Consider the following 24,508-nt stretch of genomic DNA (forward strand, 5'->3'; position numbering starts at 1 on the left):
CGTCAGGAGCCACACATGAACACCCTCAACCAGGTATCGGCAATAGCGGCCGTCCTACCGCTTGCGGATACCACCGACATCCACCTCCTGTTCATGGCCGGCCTGGTTTTCCTCACTGTCATTGTTGGCGTTGGCAGCGTCCTGCTGCTCCTTTTGCTGACCCCGCTCATCAGGCTGGCCTTCGGGCGTCATCTTCCCCATGCACGTGCCCGGCGGAACGATGCCATCCAACCAGGCACAAGAGGCATCTAGAACGATCTAGACGGCAGCGTCCCGAACATGCAACCATTGGTTCACTAGAACGATCTAGACGCGTGAATCGAGGAACAATAATGACGTACCTTCAGCACCCGGTCATCGAGGACCGGCCTGTCCGCATCGCTGTAATCGGCGCCGGCTGGATCGGCAAATTCCATGCCGAATCCATTGCCCGGAGGATTCCCAACACCCGGTTGGAAGCCATTGCTGATCCGGTCCTGCCAGCCCTGGAAGCGTTGGCAAGCCGCCTCGGCGTCACCAAAATCAGCACCGATGTTGCCGACGTCCTCGCCGATCCCGATGTGGACGCCGTACTTATCGCCACTCCCCTGCGGTTCCATTCCGAGCTGATATCCGCTGCCGCCAAAGCCGGCAAGGACGTGTTCTGCGAGAAGCCTGGCGGACGGACCATCGCCGAACTCGACTCCGCCATTGAAGCGGCGGCAAGTGCCGGCGTCGTGCTCCGTTTCGGTTTCAACCGCCGCTACTCCACGGATTTCGCCGCCGCCCGGAAGCTGATCGACGACGGTGCCGTCGGAGTCCCGCAGCTGCTCCGCTCCCTCACCCGCGATCCCGGCACCGAAGCCGGCATCAGCAACCCGGAGAGGATCGCCCCCGGCACCATCTTCCTGGAAACCCTGATCCACGATTTCGACACCCTGAACTGGCTGAATCCGGGCGCCGTCCCCGTGAAAGTCCATGCAGTCGCAGATGCTTTGATTGCTCCCGAGGCCAAGGCCGGCGGCCTCCTGGACACTGCGGTTGTCACTGTCACGTACAGCAACGGCGCCATCGCTGTAGCCGAAGCCAACTTCAACGCCCTGTACGGTTACGACGTCCGCGGCGAAGTGTTCGGCTCTGCCGGCATGGTCACCGCAGGCAGCCCACAGGCCACCAACACCACCAGCTACACAACCGCCGGCATCGGCTCGGACACCACCCGCCTGAACATCGATCTCTTCCACGATGCATATACGGCAGAGCTGGCCCACTTCGCGGACGACGTCGCCGCACGCCGCGGGCGAGCAAGTGAACGCACGACGCCGGCAAACCCGCCCGCCGCTGCAGCTGCCCCCGGGGGCGTGGATGCGCGCAACGCCCTCGCGGTCGCCCTGGCCGCTTTCACGTCAGCCCGGACGGGGCTTCCCGTTGACGTTTCATCGATTGCGGACCTTCGTCCAGCCGAAACGCATCCGACAGGACAGCTTAAGGCGGCAGCACAGCTTCAGGCCGTAGGGCACGGAGCATGAGCTTCCGACTGGCGGTCTGCGCCGAGATGGTCTACGGCGAGCTGCCATTAATCGATCGGGTACGCCGCATTCACGATCAAGGTTTCGAGGTGGAGCTTTGGGACACCCGTGGCCGGGACATCCCGGCCCTCGCAGCAACCGGCGCCACGTTCTCCTCCATGAGCGGCTACTTCGGCGGCAGCGTCATTGATCCTGCCACTGCGCATGAAGTCCTGGCCTCCGCAGAGAAGCTGATCCCCACGGCACTGGAGCTGGGCGTCGAACGCATGGTGGTTCACCCTGGCGAACTCGGTGAAGGCGGACGGGCTGTCCGCCCGCTCCAGCGGTCAACCGGTGAGATGTGGCTGACCGGCCTGCGAACCGTGGAACAGCTGGCTGGACTGGGCCAAAAGCACGGCATCGTGTTTGCCTTGGAAAACCTGAACACCATCCTGGACCACCCCGGCATTCCGCTGGCACGCGCCAAGGACACACACGCCTTGGTCAAGGCCGTCAACCATCCCAACGTGAAGATGATGCTGGACCTTTACCACGCACAGATCGGTGAAGGGAACCTTATTGAGCTGGTGCGCTCAGCCCAGCCCTTTACGGGTGAGATCCAGGTTGCCGACGTGCCGGGCCGTTTCGAACCAGGGACCGGCGAGATCAACTACCCGTCCATCGCCAAAGCACTCCGCGACGCCGGGTACACGGGTGTGATTGGCATGGAGGCCAATGCAATCGGCGGCCAGGGCATCCAGGCGGGCGACGCAGCGTTGGCAGCCTTCCGCGCCGCGTTCTCTCCCAACTGAGTCGCAGCTGAGCGCGTTTAGACGGCTCTAAACGCGCTCTAATGCGACTCAGATGGGTAGTGCTCCCGCAGCAGCACCCCGGCATTGGCGGCGACGATCAGCCCGATTCCCACCCACTGCCCCGCGGCCAGGTCCTGGTGCAGGATCACGGCGCCGATGACCGCCGCAAACACAGGGTTGATGCTCATGAGCACACCGAACATGTTCGCGGGGACCCGCCTAAGCGCGATCAGATCAGCCACGTAAGGCAGCACGGATGCGAAGATTCCCGCCGCCACGGCGCAGAGAACGGCCAGGCCGTCCAGTGGTTGACTGATGAAAACCACGACGGCGACAGGCAGGAACAGCGTCGCCGACACTCCTGTTGCGGCTGCTGTGCCCTGGATGCCCTGCACTCTTTGGCCGACAGTCCGGTTCAGGAGGATGTAGGCGGCCCAGCTGCAAGCGGCGATGAGCCCCAAGCCGATCCCTACGACGTCCATGGATGCCTCGGGCCGGGTGATGGCCAGGATACCGAATGCAGCGACCACAGCGCAGACCGCACTGCTCTTTCGTCGCGAGCTGATCAAGGCCACAGCCAGGGGCCCAAGGAACTCGAGGGTGACGGCAAGTCCAAGGCCGATCCGTTGGATGGACGCATACAGGCCGAGATTCATGGTGCCGAACGAGACTGCGAGCAGAAGGACGGGCCACCATTGCCGCCAGCGCAATTCCCTCAACCGCGGCCTGACGATAGGCAAGAGAACTGCAGCCGCCACGAGCTGGCGCACCGCCACCACACCTACAGGTCCCATGACCGGAAAGGCGAATGATGCCGTTGCGGCGCCAAGTTGGTTGGAAAGTGCGCTGGCCAGTAGCGTCGCCGCACCCCCGGCCTTCCGGGACGGCTTTACTCCAATTGCCCTCGTATCGATCATGGTGAAATTCTGCGCTCGGGCAACGTATCCGCTAAATGCATGAACGATGCTATTTATGCGGTGGGCGCATGAATAGGATGGGCGGTATGGACGTCGAGGTGAGGCAATTGCGCTGCCTTCTGGCAGTAGTCGAGGAGGGTACATTCACAGACGCAGCTATTGAACTGGGAATGTCCCAAGCTGCCGTTTCACGCAACATCTCCGGGCTGGAACAGGTTCTCGGGGTACGGCTGCTGGAACGGACCACCCGCAGCGTCGGCCTGACCCCCTCCGGCGAGCGCGTCGTGGCCAAGGCGCGGCGGATCCTCTCACTTCTGGGCGACCTCGAAAGGGAGGCCAGGTCCGGTACTGGAAAGGTCCGGATCGGCTATGCGTGGTCCGCTTTAGGCGCGCACACCATGGAGTTCCAGCGCCGATGGGCGGTCGTAATACCTGGTGTGGAGCTGCAGCTCCTGCACTCCAATTCCCCTACCGGCGGCCTGGCAGATGGAACCACCGACTTCGCTATCCTTCGACGCCTTCCGGATGCGGCCGGCGTCGAACATGTCCGGATTGGTGAGGAGAAGCGGTACTGTGCCATGTCCTCGGACGATCCGCTGGCCTCACGGCGTTCTGTGACCCTGGCGCAGGTAGCCCAGCGACCCGTGGCCATGGACTTGCGGACCGGAAGCACCACGCTTGAGCTATGGCCGAAGGAGGGGCAGCCGGACATCGTGCCCATTAATGATGTGGACGATTGGCTGACGACGATTGGCAGCGGGGCGGCTCGCGGGATGACTGCCGAGTCCACGGCCCACCAGTATCGACGTCGGGGCATCATCTATCGTCCGGTCCGTGACGTTGCGTCCGTGCCCGTGTACCTCGCGTGGTCCGCCAAGGATCCACCTCAGGAGCGCGAACGGATTGTGGAACTGTTGACGGGGCTGTACGCGTGATGAGTGTTAGCTTGCCGCGCGCATCTTTTTAAGGTGGAGCCCCCGGCAGGGAATCGCTGCGGACACCAGATCCCGGCTGTGCTCGTGCTGGGGCTCGGCGAAGAACTTGTGGGTGTCGGTAAGTTCCACCAGGCGGCCCTGGAAGAGCACGGCCACGCGTTGGCACATGTGCCGCACGACGTCCATGTCGTGGGTGATGATCATCAATGACAATCCACGGTCCCGGTGCAGGCGTTGCAGCAGGTCAAGAATGGTCCGCTGGGTTAGTGCGTCCAGCGCCGAGGTGGCTTCGTCGCAGATGAGAATCTCGGGTTCCAACAGGAGCGCCCGGGCAATCGTGACGCGCTGCAGTTGCCCACCGGAGCATTGTCCAGGGCGCCTGTCCAGTAGGCACGGTTCCAGTTCCACTTCCTTCATGGCGTCGTGAAGGCGCTGTGACCGCTCGGCGGAGGAGAGACCGATGTTGCGGCGGAGGGGAGCCTCAAGGCTGGCGCGGAGCGTCATTCGGGGGTCGAAGGAATCGTGGGGTTCCTGGAAAACCAGCTGCACGGCGGTTGGCGGACTGGCCTCGCCTGCCGCCAGGGTACGGGTGATGCTGCCGCCGCTGATCCCTTCCAGCCCGACGATTGCCCTTGCGAGGGTGCTTTTCCCGGACCCTGATTGGCCGAGCACACCAAGGATCTCGCCCCGTTTGAGGTCGAGCGAAACGGAGTTCAAAGCTGGGCGGTCCACGTTGCCGCGGCCGAAGCGCTTCCGGGCCCCGAAGCGTTTGACGACGTTCGTCAGGGTCAGCACGCTACGGCCCTCCGGGGTGACGTCCGTGATGCTGGTGGGCAACAGGTTTGATGCGTCCAGGAGCTTCCGTGTGTAGGCAGTTTTGGGGCTGCCTAGAACTGCTTCCGTGGTGCCGGATTCCACGATCTTCCCGGCGTCCATCACCAGGACCCGGTCCGCAAAGGCTGCCACGGAAGCCAGGTTGTGCGTGATGTAGAGAATGCCGAGCCCACGCTGCCTGCGCTCACGGTCCAGCAATTCCAGGATCTGGCTTTCCAGCACTTTGTCCAGGGCGGAGGTGGGCTCGTCTGCCAGCAGGATTTCGGGTTGGCCGGCCAACGCCATCGCGGTCATTGCCCGTTGTGCCATTCCACCGGACAGCTGGTGCGGGTAGGCCCGCGCGCCCCATTCCGGATCTTCGAAGCCCACTTCGGCGAGCAGCTCAAGTACTTTCCGGTCCGCCGGTTTGCCACCCAAGCCACCGTGCAGCTTCAGGGGCTCCTTGAGGTGCTTGCGGATGGTCTTGTTCGGGTTGAACATCCTCTTGGGCTGCTGGAACAGCATGCCCAGCCGGCCCCCACGGATACGGTTTAGCTCTGCTTCAGGCGCCTGCGTAACATCCAGCGGGCCCAGCCGGATGGAGCCCGATTCAATCCGCAGCGGCTCCGGCAGCAACTGCAGGACGGACTTGGCGGTCATCGTCTTTCCCGAGCCCGAGCCTCCCACGAGGGCAACAAACTCGCCCGGCCGGACCGTCAGGCTGACGCCGGACAGGATTGGTGGCCCTGGCAGGACATGAGGTTGTGCGGCCGCGCTGCGGACGGTCAGGTCCTCGATGATGAGCTCAGGCATGCTGGCCCTCCACTACGAGGACATCCACGGGATCCGCTGCCCGGCGGGAGGCCCGTTGGCCGATCAGGGTGACGCAGAGAGCCACCAGGAAGATGGCAAGTCCGGGGGCGATGATCCCCCACGGAGCCCGTTCAGCGTACGGTTGGGCCGCTGCCACCATGGAGCCCCAGTCGGATTGCGGCGGTTGGACACCAAGCCCAAGGTAGGACAGCGCTCCGACGCTGATCAGGAGCTGCCCGAACCGCAGCGTCGCCTGTCCCAGCATCGGCGCTGCCAGGTGCGGAAGGATGTGGCGGAAAATAATGAACGACGGCGAACAGCCCACCACGCGCGCCGCCTCAACGAATCCGCGTGCAGAGACGTCATAGGCAAGCGTTCGCGCAAGCCGGGCGAACGGCGTCCACCCCGTGACCGTGAGCGCCACGAGCAACGATGAGAATCCAGTACCCATCGCAGCCACGATAAACAGTGCCACCACCATCTCCGGCAAGGCGAGCAGGACATCATTCGTGCGCGTAAAGAACTCGTCCAGCCAGCCTTTGCGGCGCGCACTCAGCACGCCGATCACCAGGCCGACGAGTCCAGTCAGCACCGTGGCCAGTGCCGCCACCACCAAGGAGAAGCGGCCGCCGTCGAGCAATCTGCTGAGGGTGTCCCGCCCAAGGTGGTCCGTTCCCAGCCAATGAGTGGCGCCAGGCGATGCAAGGCGCGCGGCAAGGTCCTGGTCGTCCGGCGGGAACGGCGTCAGCCAGGGCGCGGCCGCTACAGCGGCTACCACCAGGGCGAGAACGACGACGGCGGCCTTGTCTACCGCTGAGAGGTTACGCAAGGGCGCCACTCACCTTAGGGCTGAGGATCCGATGGAGGAAGTCCGCGAGGGTGGTGATTGCTACGGCCAATGCAACGACCACGACAACACCGCCCTGCGCCAGGGGAATGTCGCTGTTCACCACGGCGTCGTACAGGAGCCGTCCCATGCCCGGAATCGCGAAAATGACCTCCACAATGACCGAACCTCCCAGGAGACCGGCGAACCATACGGCGAAAAGAGTGGACAACGGGACCAACCCGTTGGGAATGACGTGCCGCATGACGGTCTGGGCGTGACTGAGACCGCGGGCCCTGGCGGCTTGTATGTGCTCTGCTTCCAAAGCATCGATCATGCCGGAGCGCACCGCTGAGGTGAAGAAGCTGATGGGTCGCAGGGCCAGGGTTACCGCCGGCAGGACTATGGAGGATGTGGTGTTCCAGCCAGCTGACGGCAGCAAGGACAGTTTGAGGGCGAATACCAGGACCAGGAGCGGTGCCAGCCAGTATTCGGGCATGGCGATGAAGGACTGGGTAACGGTGGTGATCAGTTTGTCGGCCTTGCCACCTTGCTTCAGTCCTGCGACGATCCCCAACGGCAGCGAAACCATGACCGCTATGCCCAGCGCCACGATCACCAGGCTGAGGGTGATGCCGAGAGCGGGCATTACCTGGTCAACAACGGGCGTCCGGCTGATGTGCGATAGCCCCATGTCGCCGCTGAAGAAATCTCCGAGCCAGCGGAAGTACTGGACAGGGAGTGGATCGTGGAGGCCCAGGCTTTGGCCGAGGGCCTGGACGGTGGAATCGTCCACAACATCCCCGGCCACCCGCGAGCGGATGATCTTGCGGACAGGATCGCCCGGGGTGACATACGGGATAAGGAAAACAGCGAAAGACGACAGCAGGACGGCGGCCACGAGGGTCGCCGTCCGCTTCGCAAGGAACATGATCATGCGGGGTTTGGTTCGTTGGGCCCGGCTCGCTGCTAGGAGCCGGACTTTGCGGTCTGGGCTGTCAGGACGTAACGGGACAGCGGGTCCTGAACGTAGGAGAGGACGTTGCTGCGGATGGCGTCAGTTGCTTGTTCGTTCACCAGCCAGAGGTTCACGGCCTGGTCATCCAGGATCTGGCCGGCCTTGGCATACAGCTTGTAGCGTTCCTCGGTGTTGGACGTCCGGGCCGCTTCGGCAATGGTGGAGTCGTACTCCTCGTTGCAGAAGTGGCTGAGGTTGTAGCTGCCCTTGCACGTGTAATCCGCGGTGAGGAAGCCGATCGGATCTGCGATATCTATCAGCCTGTTCCGTTGGCTGAGGATCATGTCATAGTTGCCGGCCAGAACATCAGGCTCAGCGGAGGCGTATTCCTTGGCCTGGATAGTGACTGGGACACCAATGCTCTTCAGGTTGTCCTGAATCACGGTGGCGACGTCGGCGAATTCCGACCGTTCGACGATGGCAATGATCTCCAAGGGCCTGTCCGCGGTGTATCCAGCATCAGCGAGGAGCTTCTTTGCTTCCTCAATGTTCTGCTTCGGCGCGCTAGCTTTGCCTGTTGCCCACGGTTCGGAGGGTGCGAATGGTCCCGCTGCCGGGAGGGCTGCGCCCTCGTAGACGCTGGCCGCCAGGGCATCAAGATCCAGCGCAGACCGCAGGGCCTTGCGGAAGTCGACGTTGTTGAAGGGAGCACGTCCGTTGTTCATGTAGAGCGTCGCCGTGCGGGGCGAGTTGGCTTTGAGAACAGAAACCTCGGGGGCGTTCTTAAGCGTGGAGAGGCCCGAGGCAGGGATGGAAAGGGAGATGTCAGCTTCACCGGTTTGGACCTGGGCTGCGCGGGTTGCGCCGTTGGTGATGAAGCGGACTTCGGCTCCAGCGAGTTGCACCTCGCCGCCCCAGTAGTTCTTGTTGCGGTCCAGCGTCAGGGACTGCTTGGCCTTCTCGGACACGGGAACGAACGGCCCGGTGCAGTGACCGAAGGGGTCCACGGTGGCGCCCTGGTAAGCAGCCGGCGACAGGATGCCGGTGTTGACGCTGGCAAGCCGGTACGGCACCAGCGGGCTCTCCGCAGGAGTTGTCACACGAACTGTCTTGGCATCCATGGCCTGGACACCGCTGACAATGCCCGGGTTGAATGCCCGGGCAGGGACCTTGGCCTTGAGAACGGCGTTAAGGGCCGCAGCCACCGACTCGGCAGTGAGGTCGGTTCCGTCCTGGAACTTGACGCCCTGGCGAAGGGTGAAGTCCCACTCAAGGGGTGAGACCTGCTTCCATTCGGTTGCAAGGAACGGAACCACCTTGCCCTCGGCGGAGTCGTACTTGGTCAGCGTCTCCAGGCACCCGGACAGCGACAGGATGTACGCGGAGTCGGATTCCAGCGCCCAGTTGGCAACGGGTGCACGGAAGTTGTCCACCACAATGCGCTGGTTGGTATCCGCGACCTTCCCGGCGGTACCCGTCTGGGCCCCGCTCAGGCCACAACCCGTTAGGGCAAGGAGGGCCGCAAGACCAAGGGCTGCGAATGGGCTGAGTTTGCGCAATGGAACCGCCTGATAAGTGTGCCCGGGAAAGCACAGAGGAAATTGAAGACTATTTAGGTTAGCCTTACCTCTTTATTTCCGCGAAATGGCGTTCTGGGCGTCCGTAATAATTGCCCTTCAGCAGGGTGCCTCAAAAAGTTGTGGCGTCGATGACGAAGCGGTAGCGGACATCGCTGGCGAGTACGCGTTCGAATGCTTCGTTGATCTGGTTTGCGTGTATGACTTCCACGTCAGCTCCCAGGCTGTGGGCGGCGCAGAAGTCCAGCATTTCCTGTGTTTGGCGGATTCCGCCCATTCTTGAGCCGCTGAGGTTGCGTCGGAATTCCACCAGCGACCACGCGCGCTGGCTCAACGGTTTGGAGGGCAGGCCGACGAGGACCATGGTGCCGTCCAAGGCAAGCAAGGACAGATACGCATCCACATCGATGTCCGCGGAGACGGTGTTGATGACCAGATCCAGCTGGCCCTTCAGGTATTCGAAGGTGGCGGGTTCAGATGTTGCGTAGTAGCTGGTGGCGCCGAGCCTGACGGCGTCCTCCTGCTTCTTCAGCGATTGGCTGAGTACCGTGACTTCGGCTCCCAAGGCCGCTGCGATCTTCACCCCCATATGGCCCAGACCGCCCATACCTATGATGGCCACGCGCTTGCCTGGCCCGGCTTTCCAGTTACGCAGCGGCGCGTACATGGTGATTCCCGCACACAACAGCGGGGCCGCTTCCTGGAGGGGCAGGCCATCGGGAATCCGGAGGACGTAGTTCTCATCCACGACGATTCCTGTGCTGTAACCGCCTGCGGTGGGCTGCCCGTCACGGCCGAAAGAGTTGTACGTGCTCGTTGCACCTTGCAGGCAGTACTGTTCCTCCCCTGCCCGGCAATTGACGCATTCCCTGCAGGAATCAACGAAACAGCCCACCCCCACCCGGTCCCCTACCGCATGGCGGGTGACTTTTGGACCGACGGCTTCCACCACTCCGACGATCTCGTGGCCCACCACCAGGGGGTAGTTGCTGGCCCAGTCTCCGCGCGCGGCGTGGATGTCGGAGTGGCAGATTCCGGTGTACTTGATGGAAATCAGCACGTCGAAATCGCCGGGATCGCGCCGCTGCACCGTGCCGGGGGTGAGTGCCGAGGCAGCAGACGAGGCCACATAGGCCTTCACGGTAGTAGGCATGTCATCCTTCTTTCGGCAGTTGGCCCCGGAACGCGGCTGTTAGTTGGAGGGGAAGTTGTAGGAGGCTTCGGAGGCGTGGGTGGGTTCGGGCCAGCGGGAGGTGATGACTTTGCCGCGGGTGTAGAAGGAGACGCCTTCGGGGCCGTAGATGTGCTTGTCGCCGAAGAGGGAGTTCTTCCAGCCGCCGAAGGAGTGGTAGGCCACCGGGACGGGCAGGGGCACGTTGATGCCCACCATCCCGACCGTGACCGAGCGCTGGAACTTGCGGGCGTTCGCACCTGAGGAGGTGAAGATCGCGGTGCCGTTGCCGTACGGGTTGGCGTTGATCAGCGCGATGCCTTCCTCGAGGTCGGCGACGCGGACCACTACGAGGACGGGTCCGAAGATTTCCTCGGTGTAGGCGGTCATTTCGGTGCCCACGTGGTCGATCACGGTAGGACCGACCCAGAACCCTTCTTCGTGGCCGGGGACGACCAGGTCGCGGCCGTCCACCACCATGGCCGCACCGGCGGTTTCTGCTTCGGTGACGATCCTGAGGATGCGTTCCTTGGAGGCCGGGGTGATGACCGGGCCCATCTCCGCGCCGGGTTCGGTGCCGTTGCCGACCTTCACCGCCAGGGCCCGTTCCTGGACCTTCTTCACCAGCAACTCCGCAGCGTCCCCCACGGCCACGGCGACAGAGATCGCCATGCAGCGCTCCCCCGCGGAACCAAAAGCGGCAGCCGCGAGGTGGTCCGCGGCGTTGTCCAGGTCCGCGTCGGGCATCACGATGGCGTGGTTCTTCGCACCGCCCAGGGCCTGGACCCTTTTGCCGTGCTTGGTGGCGGTCTCATGGACGTACTGGGCGATCGGGGTGGAACCCACGAAACTAATGCCGTCCACGTCGGGGTGGGTCAGCAGCCCGTCAACGGTTTCCTTGCCGCCGTGCAGGACCTGGAACACCCCATCGGGCAACCCGGCCTGCTTCCACAGCCTGGCCAGCAGCATCGGCGCGGACGGGTCACGCTCGGAGGGTTTGAGGATGAACGCGTTGCCGGTGGCGATGGCCATCGGGGCCATCCACAACGGCACCATCACCGGGAAGTTGAACGGCGTGATCCCTGCAACGACTCCCAACGGTTCGCGGAAGGAAAACACATCGATTCCGGTGGAGACCTGGTCCGAGTAGTCACCCTTGAGCAGCTGCGGGATGCCACAGGCGAACTCGATCACTTCCAAACCACGGCCGATCTCACCCTTCGCGTCGGAGATCACCTTCCCGTGCTCGGCCGTGATCAACTCAGCAAGCTCATCCACGTGCGCGGCGACCAGTTCACGGAACTTGAACAACACCGCGGTGCGCTTCGCCAGGGAAATGTCACCCCAGGACTCCGCTGCTTTCTTCGCAGCAGCCACCGTGGCGTTCAGGTCAGCCTCGTTCGCCAGGCGCAACTCAGCCGTGACCTGCCCGGTCGCCGGGTTATAGACGGGCTTGGTCTGTTCCCCCTCACCTGTGGACTCGGCGCCGCCGATGAAATGGTTGATTTGGGTGAGCGTCGTCGTTGAGGTGCTCATGGCAAAGTTCCTTAGGAAAATAAAGCTGGGAAACGGGAAACAGGATCAAGACACAGGGACGAAACCAAGGTTTTTGTCCACGATGTTCAGCAGGGGTTCGCCTTGGCTGAACCGTCGCAGGTTGTCCACGAACAATTGCCCAAGATCGTCGAGGTAGTCCTCGGTGTCGCCGCTCATGTGGGGTGTGATGATGACGTTGTCCATGCTCCATAAAGGATGTCCGGCGGGAAGCGGTTCGGGATGGACCACGTCCAGTGCTGCACCGGCAATGGATCCGGAGGCCAGGGCTTCCACCAGCGCGTCGGTCCGAACCAGTTCCCCCCGGCCCACGTTGATCAGGTGCGCGGTGGATTTCATGGCGGAAAGTACGTCAGCGCCCACGAGTCCCTTGGTGTCCCCGGTCAGTGGCGCTGCCAGGACGAGATAGTCGACGTCGCCGACGATCCCGGCCAGGTCCCGGGATGAATGGATGTGCTCGAACAGTTCATCTCCCGGACGGCTGCTTCGCCCGGCGCCGCTGACCTGCAGGCCTACTGCACGGAAAAGGGACGCAATTTCCCGCCCGATGGAACCGGTGCCCACCACCAGGGCGCGTTGACCCTGGATCTTACGGGTGACCCTGTGCTGCCAGCGCTGCTGCTGCTGAAGCTTGAACGAGCCCTGCGAGTCTTTGGCAACGTCCAGGACGAAACCCAGCGTGAATTCGGCAATTGCACGGCTCAGGACTCCACGGGAATTCGTGTAGACCACGTCGCTCTGGATGAGCTCGTCGAACAGGAGTTGGCTAACGCCCGCTGCCGTTACATGGACCCACTTCAGCGATGACGCTGCGTCCCAGTTCTCCCGCAAGGCAGGGGAAAAGGAATGCCACTGGTACAGGACATCCGCACCGTCCATCGCTTCAGCCAGTCCCTCCGCCTTGGTCAGCCGGACCTCGGCCAGGGCTTCGATCTCCTCCAACCGGGGCGGCAAAGCCTCCCGATACAGTGCCGCAACAACAGGCCTCTTGCGTCCAGGGGTAACCGTCATGACGACGCCGGTGCTCCCGCGGGCTTGGTCGCCGCACTGGTCTCGATCGAGCCAGCCACATCAATCACATCGATAGCGGCCAAAACAGCGGCGGTGAATTCCGACGTCGACGACGGGCCTCCCACGTCGCGGGTCCCGAGGCCCTCGCGCAACACTGCCTCGAATGCCTGCTGCAGGTGCTCAGCGGCTTCCGGGTGGCCCAGGTGCTGCAGCATCATCGCGCCGGACCACATCTGGCCCACCGGGTTTGCCAGTCCCTTCCCTGCGATGTCCGGAGCAGATCCGTGCACCGGCTCAAAGAGGGATGGGAAATCACCGTCGGGATTCAGGTTCGCGCTGGGAGCCACACCGATGGAACCGGTGACCGAGCTGCCCAGGTCCGAGAGGATGTCGCCCAACAGGTTGGAGGCGACAATGACGTCCAGGGTCCAGGGTTTGAGGACCAGGTGCGCAGCCAAGGCGTCCACCAGTTCGCTGGTGAGCGTTACGTCAGGGTAGAGGCGGGTGGTTTCTTCCACTACCTCGTCCCAGAACGGCATGGTGTGGATGATGCCGTTGCTCTTGGTGGCCGAGGTCAGATGGCCCCTGCGGGAGGACGCGAGCAAGGCGGCGTAGTGCGCTGCCCGGGACACTCCCAGGCGGGTGAAGATGGTTTCCTGGACAGCGGTTTCGTGGGGCAGCCCGCGGTACATGCGCCCACCGACCTCCGAGTATTCCCCCTCATTGTTTTCACGCACGATGAGGATATCGATCGGTTCCTTGTTCGCCAGGGGCGACTTCACGCCGTCGAGCGTTTTTACCGGCCGCAGGTTGATGTACTGCTGGAATTCGCGGCGGATGGGAATCAGCAACCCCCACAGCGATTCAGCATCGGAGACCTCCGGGGAGCCAACGGCACCCAGGAAAATGGCGTCATGCTGAGCCAGCTGGTCCAGGCCGTCCACCGGCATCATGCGGCCGTGCTGGGCGTAGTAGTCAGATCCCCAGTCGAAGTGCGTGAACTTCAGGTTGATGGAGTGGATCGCAGCGATTCGCTCAAGGGTTTCGATGGCCGCAGGGACCACTTCCTTGCCGATACCGTCGCCCGCGATGACCGCGATTTTGTGGGTAGTCATGATGCGTTCCGTTCTGAGGTGCCCGTCAGCTGCTGCCAGCGGGTGGCGGGCTCCGCCAGTTTGATAATGGTGCTCTTGGGCTCTGTCATTTCGCGGACTGCGTGCTTGACGCCTTCACGGCCAACCCCGGACTTCTTGAACCCGCCAAAGGGCATGGAATCGATCCGGACGTCGCTTGTCTCGTTGATGACCACCGCCCCGACATGCAGCTTGTCGGCAATTGCCAGTGCCAGGTCAATGGATTCTGTGAAGACACCAGCCTGGAGCCCGTATTCGGAGGCATTGGCCGCGTGGATGGCGTCGGAGATCTGGATGAAGGGCATGATGCTGACCACGGGGCCAAACACTTCCTCAATGATGACGCGGGCGTCTGCCGGCACATCGGTGAGAACGGTCGGCTGGTAGAAGGCGCCGTGGCGCTGTCCGCCCACACGGACAGTGGCGCCGGCCGCTTTGGCCTCCTCCACCCATGCCTCCACCCGCCGGGCCTCCGCTTCACTGATGAGCGGGCCGATATCGGTACTGCGGTCCATCTTCGCTCCGACGCGGAGTGCGCTTGTCCCCGTGAGTACCTTTTCAAGGACTTCGTCGAACAGCGAAATGTGGACGTAAACGCGCTGGACCGACAGGCAGTTCTGGCCGGCCACCCCGAATGCCCCGGCGACGATCGCCCCAGCAGCAGCCGCCGGTTCAGCGTCGGCGCAGACGATCGTAGCGTTGTTGCCGCCCAGTTCCGAAAGGATCTTCTTTGCTCCCGCGGCGGCAGCAATGCGGTCGGCCGTGGCCGGCCCGCCGGTGAAAGAGATGAGGTCCACCTGGGGGTCGGTCACGATCGCTTCGGACACCCCGGGTCCCGACACGATCGCGGCGATGCGACCTGTCGGAACACCGGCCTCAAGCAACAGCTGAACGAAAGCCAGCCCGGTCAGCGGCGTGCGGCCTGAGGGTTTAAGTACGACGCCGTTGCCTCCGATCAGCGCCGGGCCCAGCTTGTGTGCCACGAGGTTCAGCGGATCGTTGAAGGGCGTAATGGCGGCGATGATGCCAACAGGCTTGCGGCTGTACCAGCCGATCTTGTTGGCTCCCGCCATGCTGTCCTCAAAGCCGAGAGTTTCCCCCACGAGTTCGCTCGACGCTGCCGCCGAAAGCCGCAACGTCTCGATGCACCGGCGCACTTCACGCTCGGCCTCGTTGATGGTCTTGCTGCTCTCGGCGGCAATGATCTCCGAAAACCGTACCGACTGCTCAGCCAGGAGCACTGCAGCCCGTTCCAGGGCCTCGCGGCGTTCCCGGAGAGGCCATTCATCGTCCAGGAGGTGGCGGTGAATGTGGGCAACCGCCCGGCGGACATCCTGCGGGGTTGAAGAACACACAGTGCCCAACAGCACGCCGTCTTCAGGGTCCCGCACTTCCAGGATCCTGTCTGCGGTCTCCCAAAGGCCTTCGAGGAATGCGCCTCCGGGAAGCGCCGCAACGCTTGCCCGCCGGTAGGCCGTTTCCTCAGCTGTTTTTAGGCGCGCTCCAGCGACGGTTGTTGATGAACTCATGGGAACCTTTACCTTGCCTGGCTAGCGGAATGTCTACTTGATACGGTCGATGATCTTCGCGGCTCCGCCAATGAACGGCAGGAACCATGGCGGGCCGAAGTGGCCGGGAACCGGCGGGTTCTTCAGGTCTTCCCACACATTTGCCGACTTGTCGCCGGCCATGTAGTGGGCCATCCGCTTACCCATGTGGGCCGCCATTTGAACGCCATGGCCGCTGTAGCAGAGGGAGTAGAACAGGCCGTCATGCTGGCCGGCATGGACCATCTGGTCCATGGATAGATCCACCAGACCGCCCCAGATGTAGTCCACCTTGGCGTTGGAGAGGTACGGGAAGAGCTCAGTCATGGCCTTGTGCAGGATTTCGGCGCTCTTGACGTCCGAATCCGGGCTGGACAAAGCGAACCGGGCCCGGCCACCGAACAGCAGCCTGTTGTCCGGCGTGATCCGGAAGTAGTACGTCAGCATCTTGCTGTCAGAGGCCTGGCGCCTGTTGGGCAGGATGCGGTTCACCACCTCTTCGGACAGAGGCTCCGTGCAGATGATGAAACTGCCAACCGGGATCACGCGGCGCTGCAGCCACGGGGTGATGTTGCCGGTGTAGCCGCTGGTGGCCACCAGGACCTGCTTGGCCCGGGTAATGCCACGGGTGGTGTGGACATCGTGCACTGTGCCCGAGACCTTGTTCAGCTCGGTGACCGACGCGTTCTCGCAAATGACTGCGCCGTTGTCGATTGCCACCTTTGCCAGGCCGTGCACGAACTTCCCTACGTGAAGACCGGCACCCAGCGGATCCATCATGGCGCCTTGGTAGAAGTCCGTGCCGATTTCGCTGTGGATCTCTGACTTGGGGATGACCTTTACATGGTGATCCACCAGGTTTGCCAGCAGCTCCTGGGACTTCAGGAAGCCATCGTAGTGGGACTTGTGGAACGCCAGGGAGAGCTTGCCGAAACGCTTGAAATCGCAGTCGATGCCGTTGTCGTGCACCAGCTTCTCGATGGTTTCGATGGCATCGTTGTATTCGCGGAACATCTCAACTGCACGGGGAGCCCCGTAGCGCTTGACTGCCGTGCTGAAGCCAATGGCCAAACCGGTCGTAGCCATTCCCCCGTTACGGCCCGAAGCGCCCCAGCCAACAGTGTGACGTTCGAAAACGGCCACACTGGCGCCCTGCTTGGCGAATTCAAGGGCTGCTGACAGCCCGGTAAAGCCGGCACCGATAATCGCAACATCAACGTTCTCCGGGACCGGAGTGCGGCGGTAATCGCCGGAAGGCTCTGCAGTATCGAGCCAGTAGGGAACAAGTTTCACGGTATGACCTTTCGCTTCGAAGCCGGTTTAGAGACCGAGGTGCTTGTTGATCTCGTCCAGGGACTTAACCGTGGTGAGGTCGTAGCCCCCGCCAATGGGGTCGTAGCCACGGTCCAGCATCCAGAGGTTACGGAAGCCCATGTCATGCATCGGATGCATGTCGTACCGGGTGTGCGAGGAGACGTGCAGGAAGTCCTCCGGCTTGGCGTTCAGGGTGTCGAGCATGTACTCGAAAGCCTGGTAGCGCGGCTTGTAGGCCTGTGCCTGCTCGGCAGTCAGGACCGCGTGGAACTCTGCACCCAGCTTCGGGATGCTGATATCCAGGAAACTGTCGTCCGCGTTGGACAACGCCACCAACTGGTAGTTGTCGCCCATGAGCTTCAGCGGGGCCGGCACGTCCTCGTGCGCAACCCAACCGCGGACGGCGTCAGCGAACGCTGCGCCGGCACCTTCGGTGGGCCCAATGCCCCAACGCTTGCACACCCGGTCAAAGGAATCCTGCAGGATCGCCTCATACGGCTTGTAGTCCCCCAGGACCTCGTCGAAGCGGTAGCCACGGAACTGCTTCTTGAACGTAGGCCACTGCTCTTCGGAGATGCGTCCATCGAGCAGCCGCCGGGTGGTGGGATCGATGTCGAAGTTGATCAGCGTGCCGTAGACATCGAAGGAGATGTACTTCGGCCGGAAGTTGGTCTCTGCCATGGGGTTTCCGTTCTTTTCGGGAGATGGAAGGGGGCTTGCCCCGTGTGTGTGGAGGTATCGAAAGAGGCGAGCTGAACCGCGAAATCGTGCCTGGCGGGCTGGAAGGTTCGTGCCCGATGATTCGACTCTAGGCCGCCAAATTGTAAATTGTCAACAGTTTCTAGTGCTGTAATTAGAACCATTCTCATAGAGAGGAAGCTTGAAAAAACTTTCTGTCAATTGTTGACAATCTACTGTTGAGGGGGTTGCATTGCATTAGATGACGGAGAGATCCGGATCACATTGCAACCTAGAACTTCTCCCTCCCCAGTGACCGACTCCCTCGAAGGGAAGCACCATGAAGATTCGTAACAAGGCCCAGACTGCAGCCGCAGGACTTGCCGTACTACTCGCCCTGAGCGCCTGTGGTGGAACAGCCAACAGCAGCGATTCCCCGGACGCGAGCAAGACCACGAACACTACAGACATCTCCGAGGGCGTCCAGCCCGACGAAAAGGCCGTAAGCCTCCTGCCGGCGTCCTATAAGGACAAGGGCGAACTGACGGTCGCCATGGACCTGCACTACCCACCGACGACGTTCCTCGCCGAAGACAACTCGACGCCGATCGGCCTGAACCCGGACATTGCCCGCCTGGTAGCAAAGAAGCTCGGCCTGAAGCTGAAGTTCCAGGACACCAAGTTCGACACGATCGTCCCCGGCCTGGACGGCGGGCGCTACGACTTCACCGCCACCACCATGTCCAAGACCGCTGAGCGGTTGAAGGTCCTGGACATGATCGACTACTTCAAGGCCGGCAACTCAGTGGCCGTGGCCGCAGGTAACCCGCTGAAGCTCAGCAACGAGACACTGTGCGGTAAGAACATTGCCGTTACCCAGGGCTCGACGGGCCAGCTCAAGCGACTCCCGGCCCTCTCGGAGCAGACCTGCACGTCCAAGGGACAGCCCGCGATCAACGCCGTGACCCTGCCCAACGTCCAGGAGGCCCTGACACAGCTGGCATCCAAGCGGATCGACGGCATCCTCTACGACACAACCTCCCTCGCCTGGGCCGAGAAGCAGCAGCCCAAATCGTTCACCATCCTGACCCCCCAGATCAACGTCGGATCCAGCGACCTCACCGCAATCGGTGTCAAAAAGGGATCTGCCCTGACTCCCGCCCTCCAGGCCGCCATCCAGTCGGTCCTGAACAGCCCGGAATACAAGAAGTCCCTCTCCACCTGGGGCCTCGATGCCGGAGCCATCACGGATGCGAAACTCAACTAGGAGAAGTGCTCCCATGGTGCAAACCATCAGTAACGGAAGCAAACCGACAATGAACGGAATTGATCCGGCACTCAAGCCCCGCCTTCGCCGCAGAAGCACTTTTGAATACGTCGCCTGGGTGGTTTCCATCCTGTTTGGCGCGGGCATCCTCTTCTCGGTCTCCACCAACCCCAACTTCAAGTGGGACGTGGTGGCCAAGTACTTCACCCACGAATCGATCCTCCGCGGGCTGATGCTCACCATCTTCCTTACGCTCGCAAGCATGGCCCTGGGTACCCTCCTGGGCCTGGTCATTGCGATCATGAGGTCCTCGAGCGTCAAGCCGATCGCGGCCACGGCAGGGGCGTTCATCACCCTGTTCCGCGGTACACCGGTCCTGGTCCAGCTGATCTTCTGGTTCAACATCTCAGCCCTGTACCCGAACCTCACCATCGGGATCCCGTTTACCGACATCGGCACCGCAATCGACACGAATGCACTCATGGGTCCGATCACCGCAGCCTTGGTCGGTTTGACGTTGAATGAAGCCGCGTACATGGCAGAAATCATCCGCGGAGGGTTCTCCTCGGTGGGCAAGGGACAAATTGAAGCCGCGGACTCCCTGGGAATGAGCGCGTCTACGAAGATGCGCAAGATCATCATTCCTCAGGCCATGCCATCGATCATTCCGGCCACCGGCAACCAGGTCATTGGAATGTTCAAGGAAACATCCCTGGTCAGTGTCCTGGGTGTTGCGGAACTTCTGCAGAGCGCCCAGCTCATCTACGCACGTACTTACGAGACCATCCCGCTGCTGATCGTGGCGAGCCTGTGGTACCTGGTGATGACACTGCTGCTGAGCTACCCGCAGTCCAAGCTCGAACAGAAGTACTCCCACACCTCCGCCCGGGTACCCCGCAAGTCCAAGAAAGTCACCCTGACCGCACCGGAAGGCATCGCACGATGAGCACCGACGGCACAATCCACGCCCGCCGAATCCGCAAGTCCTTTGGGCACAAGACCGTTCTCCACGATATCGACCTCGATATCGCCAGCGGTGAAATCTGCTGCATCATCGGACCCAGCGGCTCCGGAAAGTCCACGCTGTTGCGCTGCATCAACGGCCTGGAGACCGTGGACTCCGGAATCCTGAAAGTCAACGGCGACGATTTCGGGTACTACGAGACCGACCACGCCTACCACGCGCTGCCCCCTAAGAAGCTTGCCCAGCAACGTACACGGGTAGGCATGGTCTTCCAGCAGTTCAACCTGTTCCCGAACATGACTGCCCGCGAGAATGTCATGTCCGGTCCGGTCCTGGTCAAGGGTGCCGACAAGAAGGAATCCTCCAAGCGCGCCCAGGAACTGCTCACCAGCGTGGGCCTCGGCGCTTTCGGTGACCGCTACCCGGCCGAGCTTTCCGGCGGGCAGCAGCAGCGGGTCGCCATCGCCCGGTCTTTGGCCATGGATCCGGAAATCATCCTGTTCGACGAACCCACCAGCGCCCTTGACCCCGAAAAGGTAGGGGAAGTCCTCGGCGTCATGCAGGACCTCGCCAAGAAGGGCATGACCATGGTGGTAGTCACCCACGAGATGGGCTTCGCCCGCGAAGTGGCCGATTCCCTGATCTTCATGGATGAGGGCTACGTGGTGGAACGTGGAGATGCCCGGGAGATCCTGAAGAACCCCAAGGAAGCACGCACCCAGGCCTTCCTGAAGCAGGTGCTGTAAGCGATGGATGGAAAACTCGCCGTCATCGGCCTGGGCAGCATCGGAAGCATGGCGCTCTGGCAGGCCTCACGGCTGTCCGATTCCGTGGTCGGCTTTGAAGCACACGCCCCGGGCCATGGCAGAAGTGCGGTGGGTGGCGACACCCGGCTTTTCCGGATGCTTTACAGGGGAAGGCCGGACTACTACCCCATCCTGGAACGCTCCCGGGATCTGTGGGCCGAGCTCGAAGCAGAAACGGGACAGGACATCCTCACCCGCTGCGGCGGACTCTCCATCGGCACTGCTGATGGACCATACATTCCCAAGCTGCTGGAAACCACCCGCATCAACGGAGCGAGCCACCAGATCCTCAGCAGGGAGGAGATGGCCGAACGCTACCCGCAGCACAATCTCCGGGCTGACGATGTCGCCGTTTACGATCCCTTCGGGGGCGCACTCCGCACGGATCGGGCAGTTACCGCGGCGGTTGCAGCGGCACAGGCCAACGGGGCCACGGTCCTCGGCAATACTCCTGTCAGCAGCATCACCGAAACCAACGACGGCGTTGTGGTCACCTCCGGCGAACAGTCCTGGACGTTCGAACGGGTGATCATCGCCTCCGGTGGGTGGTCCCGGCAGCTCATGCCCGATTACCTGAAGGCGCACACGGATACCCGCAGGATTTTCCTGAGCTGGTTCGTCGCCCGCGACGCAACCCGGTTCACCCCGGAGAAGTTCCCCATCTTCATCAGGATTTCCGGCGACCGCTCCATGTATGGGGCGCCAGCGGTGGACGGCGTCACTGTGAAGGCCACCCTCGATGGCCGCGGGGCACCAACCCCCTCCGCGGACTCAGTGCCCAGGGAGCTGACCAAGGCGGAGATTGCGGAAACCATTGAGACGGTGACGGAATTCTTCCCGGACCTGGTTCCCAGCATCGTCCGTTCGGATGCCTTCCCGGATCTGTTCACTTCGGATTCGCAACCCCTCCTGGGCTTCTTCACTGAGCAGGGCAGGATCTACTCCGCCACGGGCTTCTCCGGCGCCGGCTTCAAGATGGCTTCCGGCTACGGCCAGATTGCTGCCAGCGAAGCACTTGGCAAGGGCGGCTTCGAGGGGCTGGACTTCGTCCGCCCGCAGCGGTTCAAAAAGTAAGCACCACCACTCGATTCGCGGGCTAACGGCCCGCGAATCGCGTATTGTTGACAATCTACAGTTACTAAGAAAGTATGAAGCCATGGCAACACTTAGCCCCATCCTGAAGCAGGCCACTCCAGTGGTCGTGGACTACGCGTCCGGTAGTTGGATCCACGCCACAGACGGCAAGAAATACCTGGATTTCACCACCGGAATCGGCGTCACCAGCACCGGCCACTGCCACCCGGACGTAGTGGCCGCAGCCCGCGAACAGGTGGGCAAAATTGTCCATGCCCAGTACACCACCGTGATGCACAAGCCCCTCCTGGAGCTCACGGAACTCCTGGGAGGCGTCCTGCCCCAGGGCCTGGACAGCGTCTTCTACGCAACCTCCGGCTCCGAAGCAGTCGAGGCGTCCATCCGTTTGGCCCGTATGGCAACCGGTCGCCCCAACATCATTTCCTTCCAAGGTGGTTTCCACGGGCGCACCGTAGCGGCCGCCTCCTTAACTACGGCGGGAACCAAGTTCCGCTCCGGGTTCTCCCCCATCATGAGCGGAGTGCATGTTGCCCCGTTCCCGCACTGGTACCGATACGGCTGGGACGAAGCCACCGCCGTCGAATTTGCCTTGAAGGAACTCGACCACCTTCTGATGACCATCAGCGCCCCCAGCGATACCGCCGGCTTCATCATCGAGCCAGTCCTGGGTGATGGCGGGTACATCCCAACGCCTGTCGCATTCCTCCAAGGCCTGCGTGAGCGCGCCGACAAGCACGGCATCATACTCATCCTGGACGAGGTCCAGGCCGGGGTCGGCCGCACCGGCAAGTTCTGGGGACACGACTGGGCAGGAATAAGCCCCGACGTCGTTATCACCGCCAAGGGTCTTGCCAGTGGCTTCCCCATCTCCGCAATCGCCGCCTCCGCCGATTTGATGGGCAAGGCGTGGCCTGGTTCCCAGGGTGGAACCTATGGCGGAAACGCAGTCGCGGCAGCAGCCGGCGTCGCAACTTTGGGTGTGATCCGGCGGGAGAACCTCGTGGAGAACGCCCTGCTGCGCGGTGACGAACTGCGGGCAGGACTGGACAACCTGAAAACGGAATTCGCGGGAATCGGCAATGTGCGTGGCCGCGGCTTGATGCAGGGCGTCGAATTCACCGCCGCCGACAACACCCCGGATGCGGCGACTGCCCTCGCCGTCCAACAGGCCGCCATCAAGGAAGAGCTCCTGCTCCTCACATGCGGTCCGCATGGCAACGTCATTCGCCTCATCCCCGCCCTGAATGTCAGCAGCGATGAAATTCAGCAAGGCCTGTCCAAGTTCACGCAAGCGCTCAAGACGGCCACCTCCTAGCCCCGATCACTAGCCCCCTGATCACTGAAAGAGCGACCATGACCACCTCCTTTGATCCCACCACCATCCCAACGGACCTGTTCATTGACGGAACGTGGCAGAAGGCAGCCAGTGGTGCCACCTTCGCCGTTGAGAACCCTGCTACGAACGAAGTGATTGCCCACGTTGCCGACGGCGGTCCTGAAGACGCTGCCCTGGCCATCGAGGCAGCCGGACGTGCCCAGGCTGCCTGGGGAAAGTCCACGGCCCGCGAACGAAGCGATATTCTCCGCCGCGCCTTTGAGCTGGTCATTGCCAACACGGACCGGCTCGCAGCCATCATGACCGCGGAGATGGGCAAGCCGTTGGCAGAAGCAAGGGGCGAGGTGGCCTACGGCGCCGAAATGCTCCGCTGGTTCTCGGAAGAAGCTGTCCGTATTGGTGGTGACAGTGCGGCCTCCGTTGATGGAAATACCCGCATCCTCATCACCAAGGAACCGGTTGGCCCCTCAGTCCTGGTCACTCCGTGGAACTTCCCGCTTGCCATGGGTGCCCGCAAGATCGCTCCCGCGGTCGCTGCCGGCTGCACCACGGTGTTTAAACCTGCTGAGCTGACGCCGCTGACGTCGCTGGCCTTGGTCGCCCTCTTCAAGGAGGCCGGTCTGCCCGACGGCGTGCTGAATGTTGTGACGACGTCCACCGCCTCCACGGTGGTTCGGACCTGGACCGACAGCGGCATCGCACGCAAGATCAGCTTCACCGGTTCAACCGAAGTGGGCAAGGTCCTGCTGAAGCAGGCGGCCGACAACGTGATGCGCTCCTCCATGGAACTTGGCGGTAACGCACCGTTCATCGTCCTGGCCGATGCAGACATCGAAAAAGCCGTGGACGGTGCCATGAAGGCCAAGATGCGGAACATGGGCGAGGCTTGCACGGCAGCAAACCGCTTCTTCGTCCACCGTTCAGTGGTAGAGGAATTTGGCGAGAAGTTCTCCAAAAAGATGTCAGAATTGCAGGTAGGCAACGGCGCTGTGACTGGCACCGACGTCGGGCCCCTCATCGAGCAGAAGGGCCTGGAAAAGGTCGAAAGCCTCGTTGCAGATGCGGTCTCCAAGGGAGCACGTGTGCTGACCGGCGGAAGCCGTCCGGAAGGCCCCGGCTACTTCTACACCCCCACCGTCCTGGTGGACGTGCCCATGGACGCCGCACTGATGAGCACGGAAATCTTCGGCCCCGTCGCCGCGATCACCGCGTTCGACAGTGAGGACGAAGTCCTCCGCCTGGCCAACGATACCGAGTGGGGCCTGGTGGGGTACGTATTCACGGAGAGCATGGACAAGGCACTGCGGTTCTCTGCGGAACTGGAAGTTGGAATGGTCGGACTGAACACCGGCCTGGTTTCCAACCCCGCGGCACCGTTCGGCGGCGTCAAGCAATCCGGACTCGGACGCGAGGGCGGGAAAATTGGAATCGAAGAATTCCTGGAGTACAAGTACACCGCAATAGCGGTCTAGCAGTTTCAAATTGCCGAAGCAT

22 protein-coding genes are annotated in these 24,508 nt (G+C 62.4%); 10 read left to right on the plus strand and 12 right to left on the minus strand.

Going from position 1 to position 24,508, the window contains the following annotated elements:
* Window positions 1-15 precede the first annotated feature (15 nt).
* The 3 genes from AC6I97_RS00455 (at window position 16) to AC6I97_RS00465 (ending at window position 2,299) form a co-directional block, all read left to right on the plus strand.
* Window positions 16-252, plus strand: a complete 237-nt coding sequence (locus AC6I97_RS00455) for a hypothetical protein (protein WP_497943765.1) — start codon at window positions 16-18, stop codon at window positions 250-252.
* An 80-nt stretch (window positions 253-332) separates the two neighbouring features.
* Complete coding sequence (locus AC6I97_RS00460) at window positions 333-1,508, plus strand: Gfo/Idh/MocA family oxidoreductase (protein ID WP_497943766.1); 1,176 nt, start codon at window positions 333-335, stop codon at window positions 1,506-1,508.
* Window positions 1,505-2,299 carry a TIM barrel protein gene (locus AC6I97_RS00465; RefSeq protein WP_497943767.1) on the plus strand — a complete coding sequence of 265 codons (795 nt, stop codon included), beginning with the start codon at window positions 1,505-1,507 and terminating at the stop codon, window positions 2,297-2,299. Before AC6I97_RS00460 ends, AC6I97_RS00465 begins: the two co-directional genes overlap by 4 nt.
* A 38-nt stretch (window positions 2,300-2,337) precedes the next feature.
* Here AC6I97_RS00465 and AC6I97_RS00470 read toward each other — a convergent pair whose 3' ends face one another.
* The gene (locus tag AC6I97_RS00470) at window positions 2,338-3,216 is read right to left on the minus strand and encodes an EamA family transporter (RefSeq protein WP_497943768.1); all 879 of its coding nucleotides are present in this window, start codon (window positions 3,214-3,216) and stop codon (window positions 2,338-2,340) included.
* A gap of 86 nt (window positions 3,217-3,302) precedes the next feature.
* Between AC6I97_RS00470 and AC6I97_RS00475 the strand changes: the two genes are divergently transcribed.
* Window positions 3,303-4,151, plus strand: coding sequence for a LysR family transcriptional regulator (locus AC6I97_RS00475; protein ID WP_224094874.1), 849 nt, complete (start codon window positions 3,303-3,305; stop codon window positions 4,149-4,151).
* Window positions 4,152-4,157: 6 nt separating this feature from the next.
* Here AC6I97_RS00475 and AC6I97_RS00480 read toward each other — a convergent pair whose 3' ends face one another.
* The 11 genes from AC6I97_RS00480 to AC6I97_RS00530 all read right to left on the minus strand — a co-directional run bounded on the left by AC6I97_RS00480 (window position 4,158) and on the right by AC6I97_RS00530 (window position 17,549).
* On the minus strand, window positions 4,158-5,777 hold the full coding sequence (locus AC6I97_RS00480) for an ATP-binding cassette domain-containing protein (protein WP_497943769.1): 1,620 nt from the start codon (window positions 5,775-5,777) through the stop codon (window positions 4,158-4,160).
* Window positions 5,770-6,615, minus strand: coding sequence for an ABC transporter permease (locus tag AC6I97_RS00485; protein WP_309929334.1), 846 nt, complete (start codon window positions 6,613-6,615; stop codon window positions 5,770-5,772). Before AC6I97_RS00485 ends, AC6I97_RS00480 begins: the two co-directional genes overlap by 8 nt.
* Window positions 6,599-7,540, minus strand: a complete 942-nt coding sequence (locus tag AC6I97_RS00490; RefSeq protein WP_497943770.1) for an ABC transporter permease — start codon at window positions 7,538-7,540, stop codon at window positions 6,599-6,601. Before AC6I97_RS00490 ends, AC6I97_RS00485 begins: the two co-directional genes overlap by 17 nt.
* Before the next feature lie 32 nt (window positions 7,541-7,572).
* Window positions 7,573-9,120, minus strand: a complete 1,548-nt coding sequence (locus AC6I97_RS00495) for an ABC transporter substrate-binding protein (RefSeq protein ID WP_309929329.1) — start codon at window positions 9,118-9,120, stop codon at window positions 7,573-7,575.
* A gap of 130 nt (window positions 9,121-9,250) precedes the next feature.
* The gene (locus tag AC6I97_RS00500; RefSeq protein WP_497943771.1) at window positions 9,251-10,291 is read right to left on the minus strand and encodes an NAD(P)-dependent alcohol dehydrogenase; all 1,041 of its coding nucleotides are present in this window, start codon (window positions 10,289-10,291) and stop codon (window positions 9,251-9,253) included.
* Window positions 10,292-10,330: 39 nt separating this feature from the next.
* A complete protein-coding gene (locus AC6I97_RS00505) occupies window positions 10,331-11,845 on the minus strand; it encodes a CoA-acylating methylmalonate-semialdehyde dehydrogenase (RefSeq protein WP_497943772.1) in 1,515 nt (504 codons plus the stop codon).
* 45 nt (window positions 11,846-11,890) lie between these two features.
* A complete protein-coding gene (locus tag AC6I97_RS00510) occupies window positions 11,891-12,874 on the minus strand; it encodes a D-2-hydroxyacid dehydrogenase (protein ID WP_497943773.1) in 984 nt (327 codons plus the stop codon).
* The gene (locus AC6I97_RS00515; RefSeq protein WP_497943774.1) at window positions 12,871-13,989 is read right to left on the minus strand and encodes a tartrate dehydrogenase; all 1,119 of its coding nucleotides are present in this window, start codon (window positions 13,987-13,989) and stop codon (window positions 12,871-12,873) included. Before AC6I97_RS00515 ends, AC6I97_RS00510 begins: the two co-directional genes overlap by 4 nt.
* Entirely contained in the window at window positions 13,986-15,536 is a 1,551-nt protein-coding gene (locus tag AC6I97_RS00520; protein WP_497943775.1) for an aldehyde dehydrogenase family protein, read from the minus strand. The genes AC6I97_RS00515 and AC6I97_RS00520 overlap by 4 nt, the downstream gene beginning before the upstream one ends.
* A 33-nt stretch (window positions 15,537-15,569) precedes the next feature.
* Window positions 15,570-16,847, minus strand: a complete 1,278-nt coding sequence (locus AC6I97_RS00525) for an NAD(P)/FAD-dependent oxidoreductase (protein WP_224094854.1) — start codon at window positions 16,845-16,847, stop codon at window positions 15,570-15,572.
* A gap of 27 nt (window positions 16,848-16,874) precedes the next feature.
* Complete coding sequence (locus AC6I97_RS00530; RefSeq protein WP_224094853.1) at window positions 16,875-17,549, minus strand: haloacid dehalogenase type II; 675 nt, start codon at window positions 17,547-17,549, stop codon at window positions 16,875-16,877.
* 337 nt (window positions 17,550-17,886) lie between these two features.
* Here AC6I97_RS00530 and AC6I97_RS00535 point away from each other — a divergent pair, with 337 nt between their 5' ends.
* From AC6I97_RS00535 to AC6I97_RS00560, 6 genes are all read left to right on the plus strand, one after another.
* Window positions 17,887-18,813 carry an ABC transporter substrate-binding protein gene (locus AC6I97_RS00535; RefSeq protein ID WP_224094852.1) on the plus strand — a complete coding sequence of 309 codons (927 nt, stop codon included), beginning with the start codon at window positions 17,887-17,889 and terminating at the stop codon, window positions 18,811-18,813.
* A gap of 49 nt (window positions 18,814-18,862) precedes the next feature.
* Window positions 18,863-19,759: an amino acid ABC transporter permease gene (locus AC6I97_RS00540; RefSeq protein ID WP_224094851.1), complete on the plus strand. Its 897-nt coding sequence runs from the start codon at window positions 18,863-18,865 to the stop codon at window positions 19,757-19,759.
* Window positions 19,756-20,523 (plus strand): amino acid ABC transporter ATP-binding protein, encoded by a 768-nt coding sequence (locus tag AC6I97_RS00545; RefSeq protein ID WP_224094850.1) that lies wholly within the window; start codon window positions 19,756-19,758, stop codon window positions 20,521-20,523. Before AC6I97_RS00540 ends, AC6I97_RS00545 begins: the two co-directional genes overlap by 4 nt.
* 3 nt (window positions 20,524-20,526) lie before the next feature.
* On the plus strand, window positions 20,527-21,657 hold the full coding sequence (locus tag AC6I97_RS00550; protein ID WP_497943776.1) for an FAD-dependent oxidoreductase: 1,131 nt from the start codon (window positions 20,527-20,529) through the stop codon (window positions 21,655-21,657).
* A gap of 82 nt (window positions 21,658-21,739) precedes the next feature.
* Complete coding sequence (locus tag AC6I97_RS00555; RefSeq protein ID WP_309929306.1) at window positions 21,740-22,993, plus strand: aspartate aminotransferase family protein; 1,254 nt, start codon at window positions 21,740-21,742, stop codon at window positions 22,991-22,993.
* A 38-nt stretch (window positions 22,994-23,031) separates the two neighbouring features.
* Window positions 23,032-24,486, plus strand: coding sequence for an NAD-dependent succinate-semialdehyde dehydrogenase (locus tag AC6I97_RS00560; protein WP_497943777.1), 1,455 nt, complete (start codon window positions 23,032-23,034; stop codon window positions 24,484-24,486).
* The last annotated feature ends 22 nt before the right edge of the window (window positions 24,487-24,508 follow it).

The sequence above is a fragment of the Arthrobacter sp. TmtSoilC48 genome (assembly GCF_059739425.1).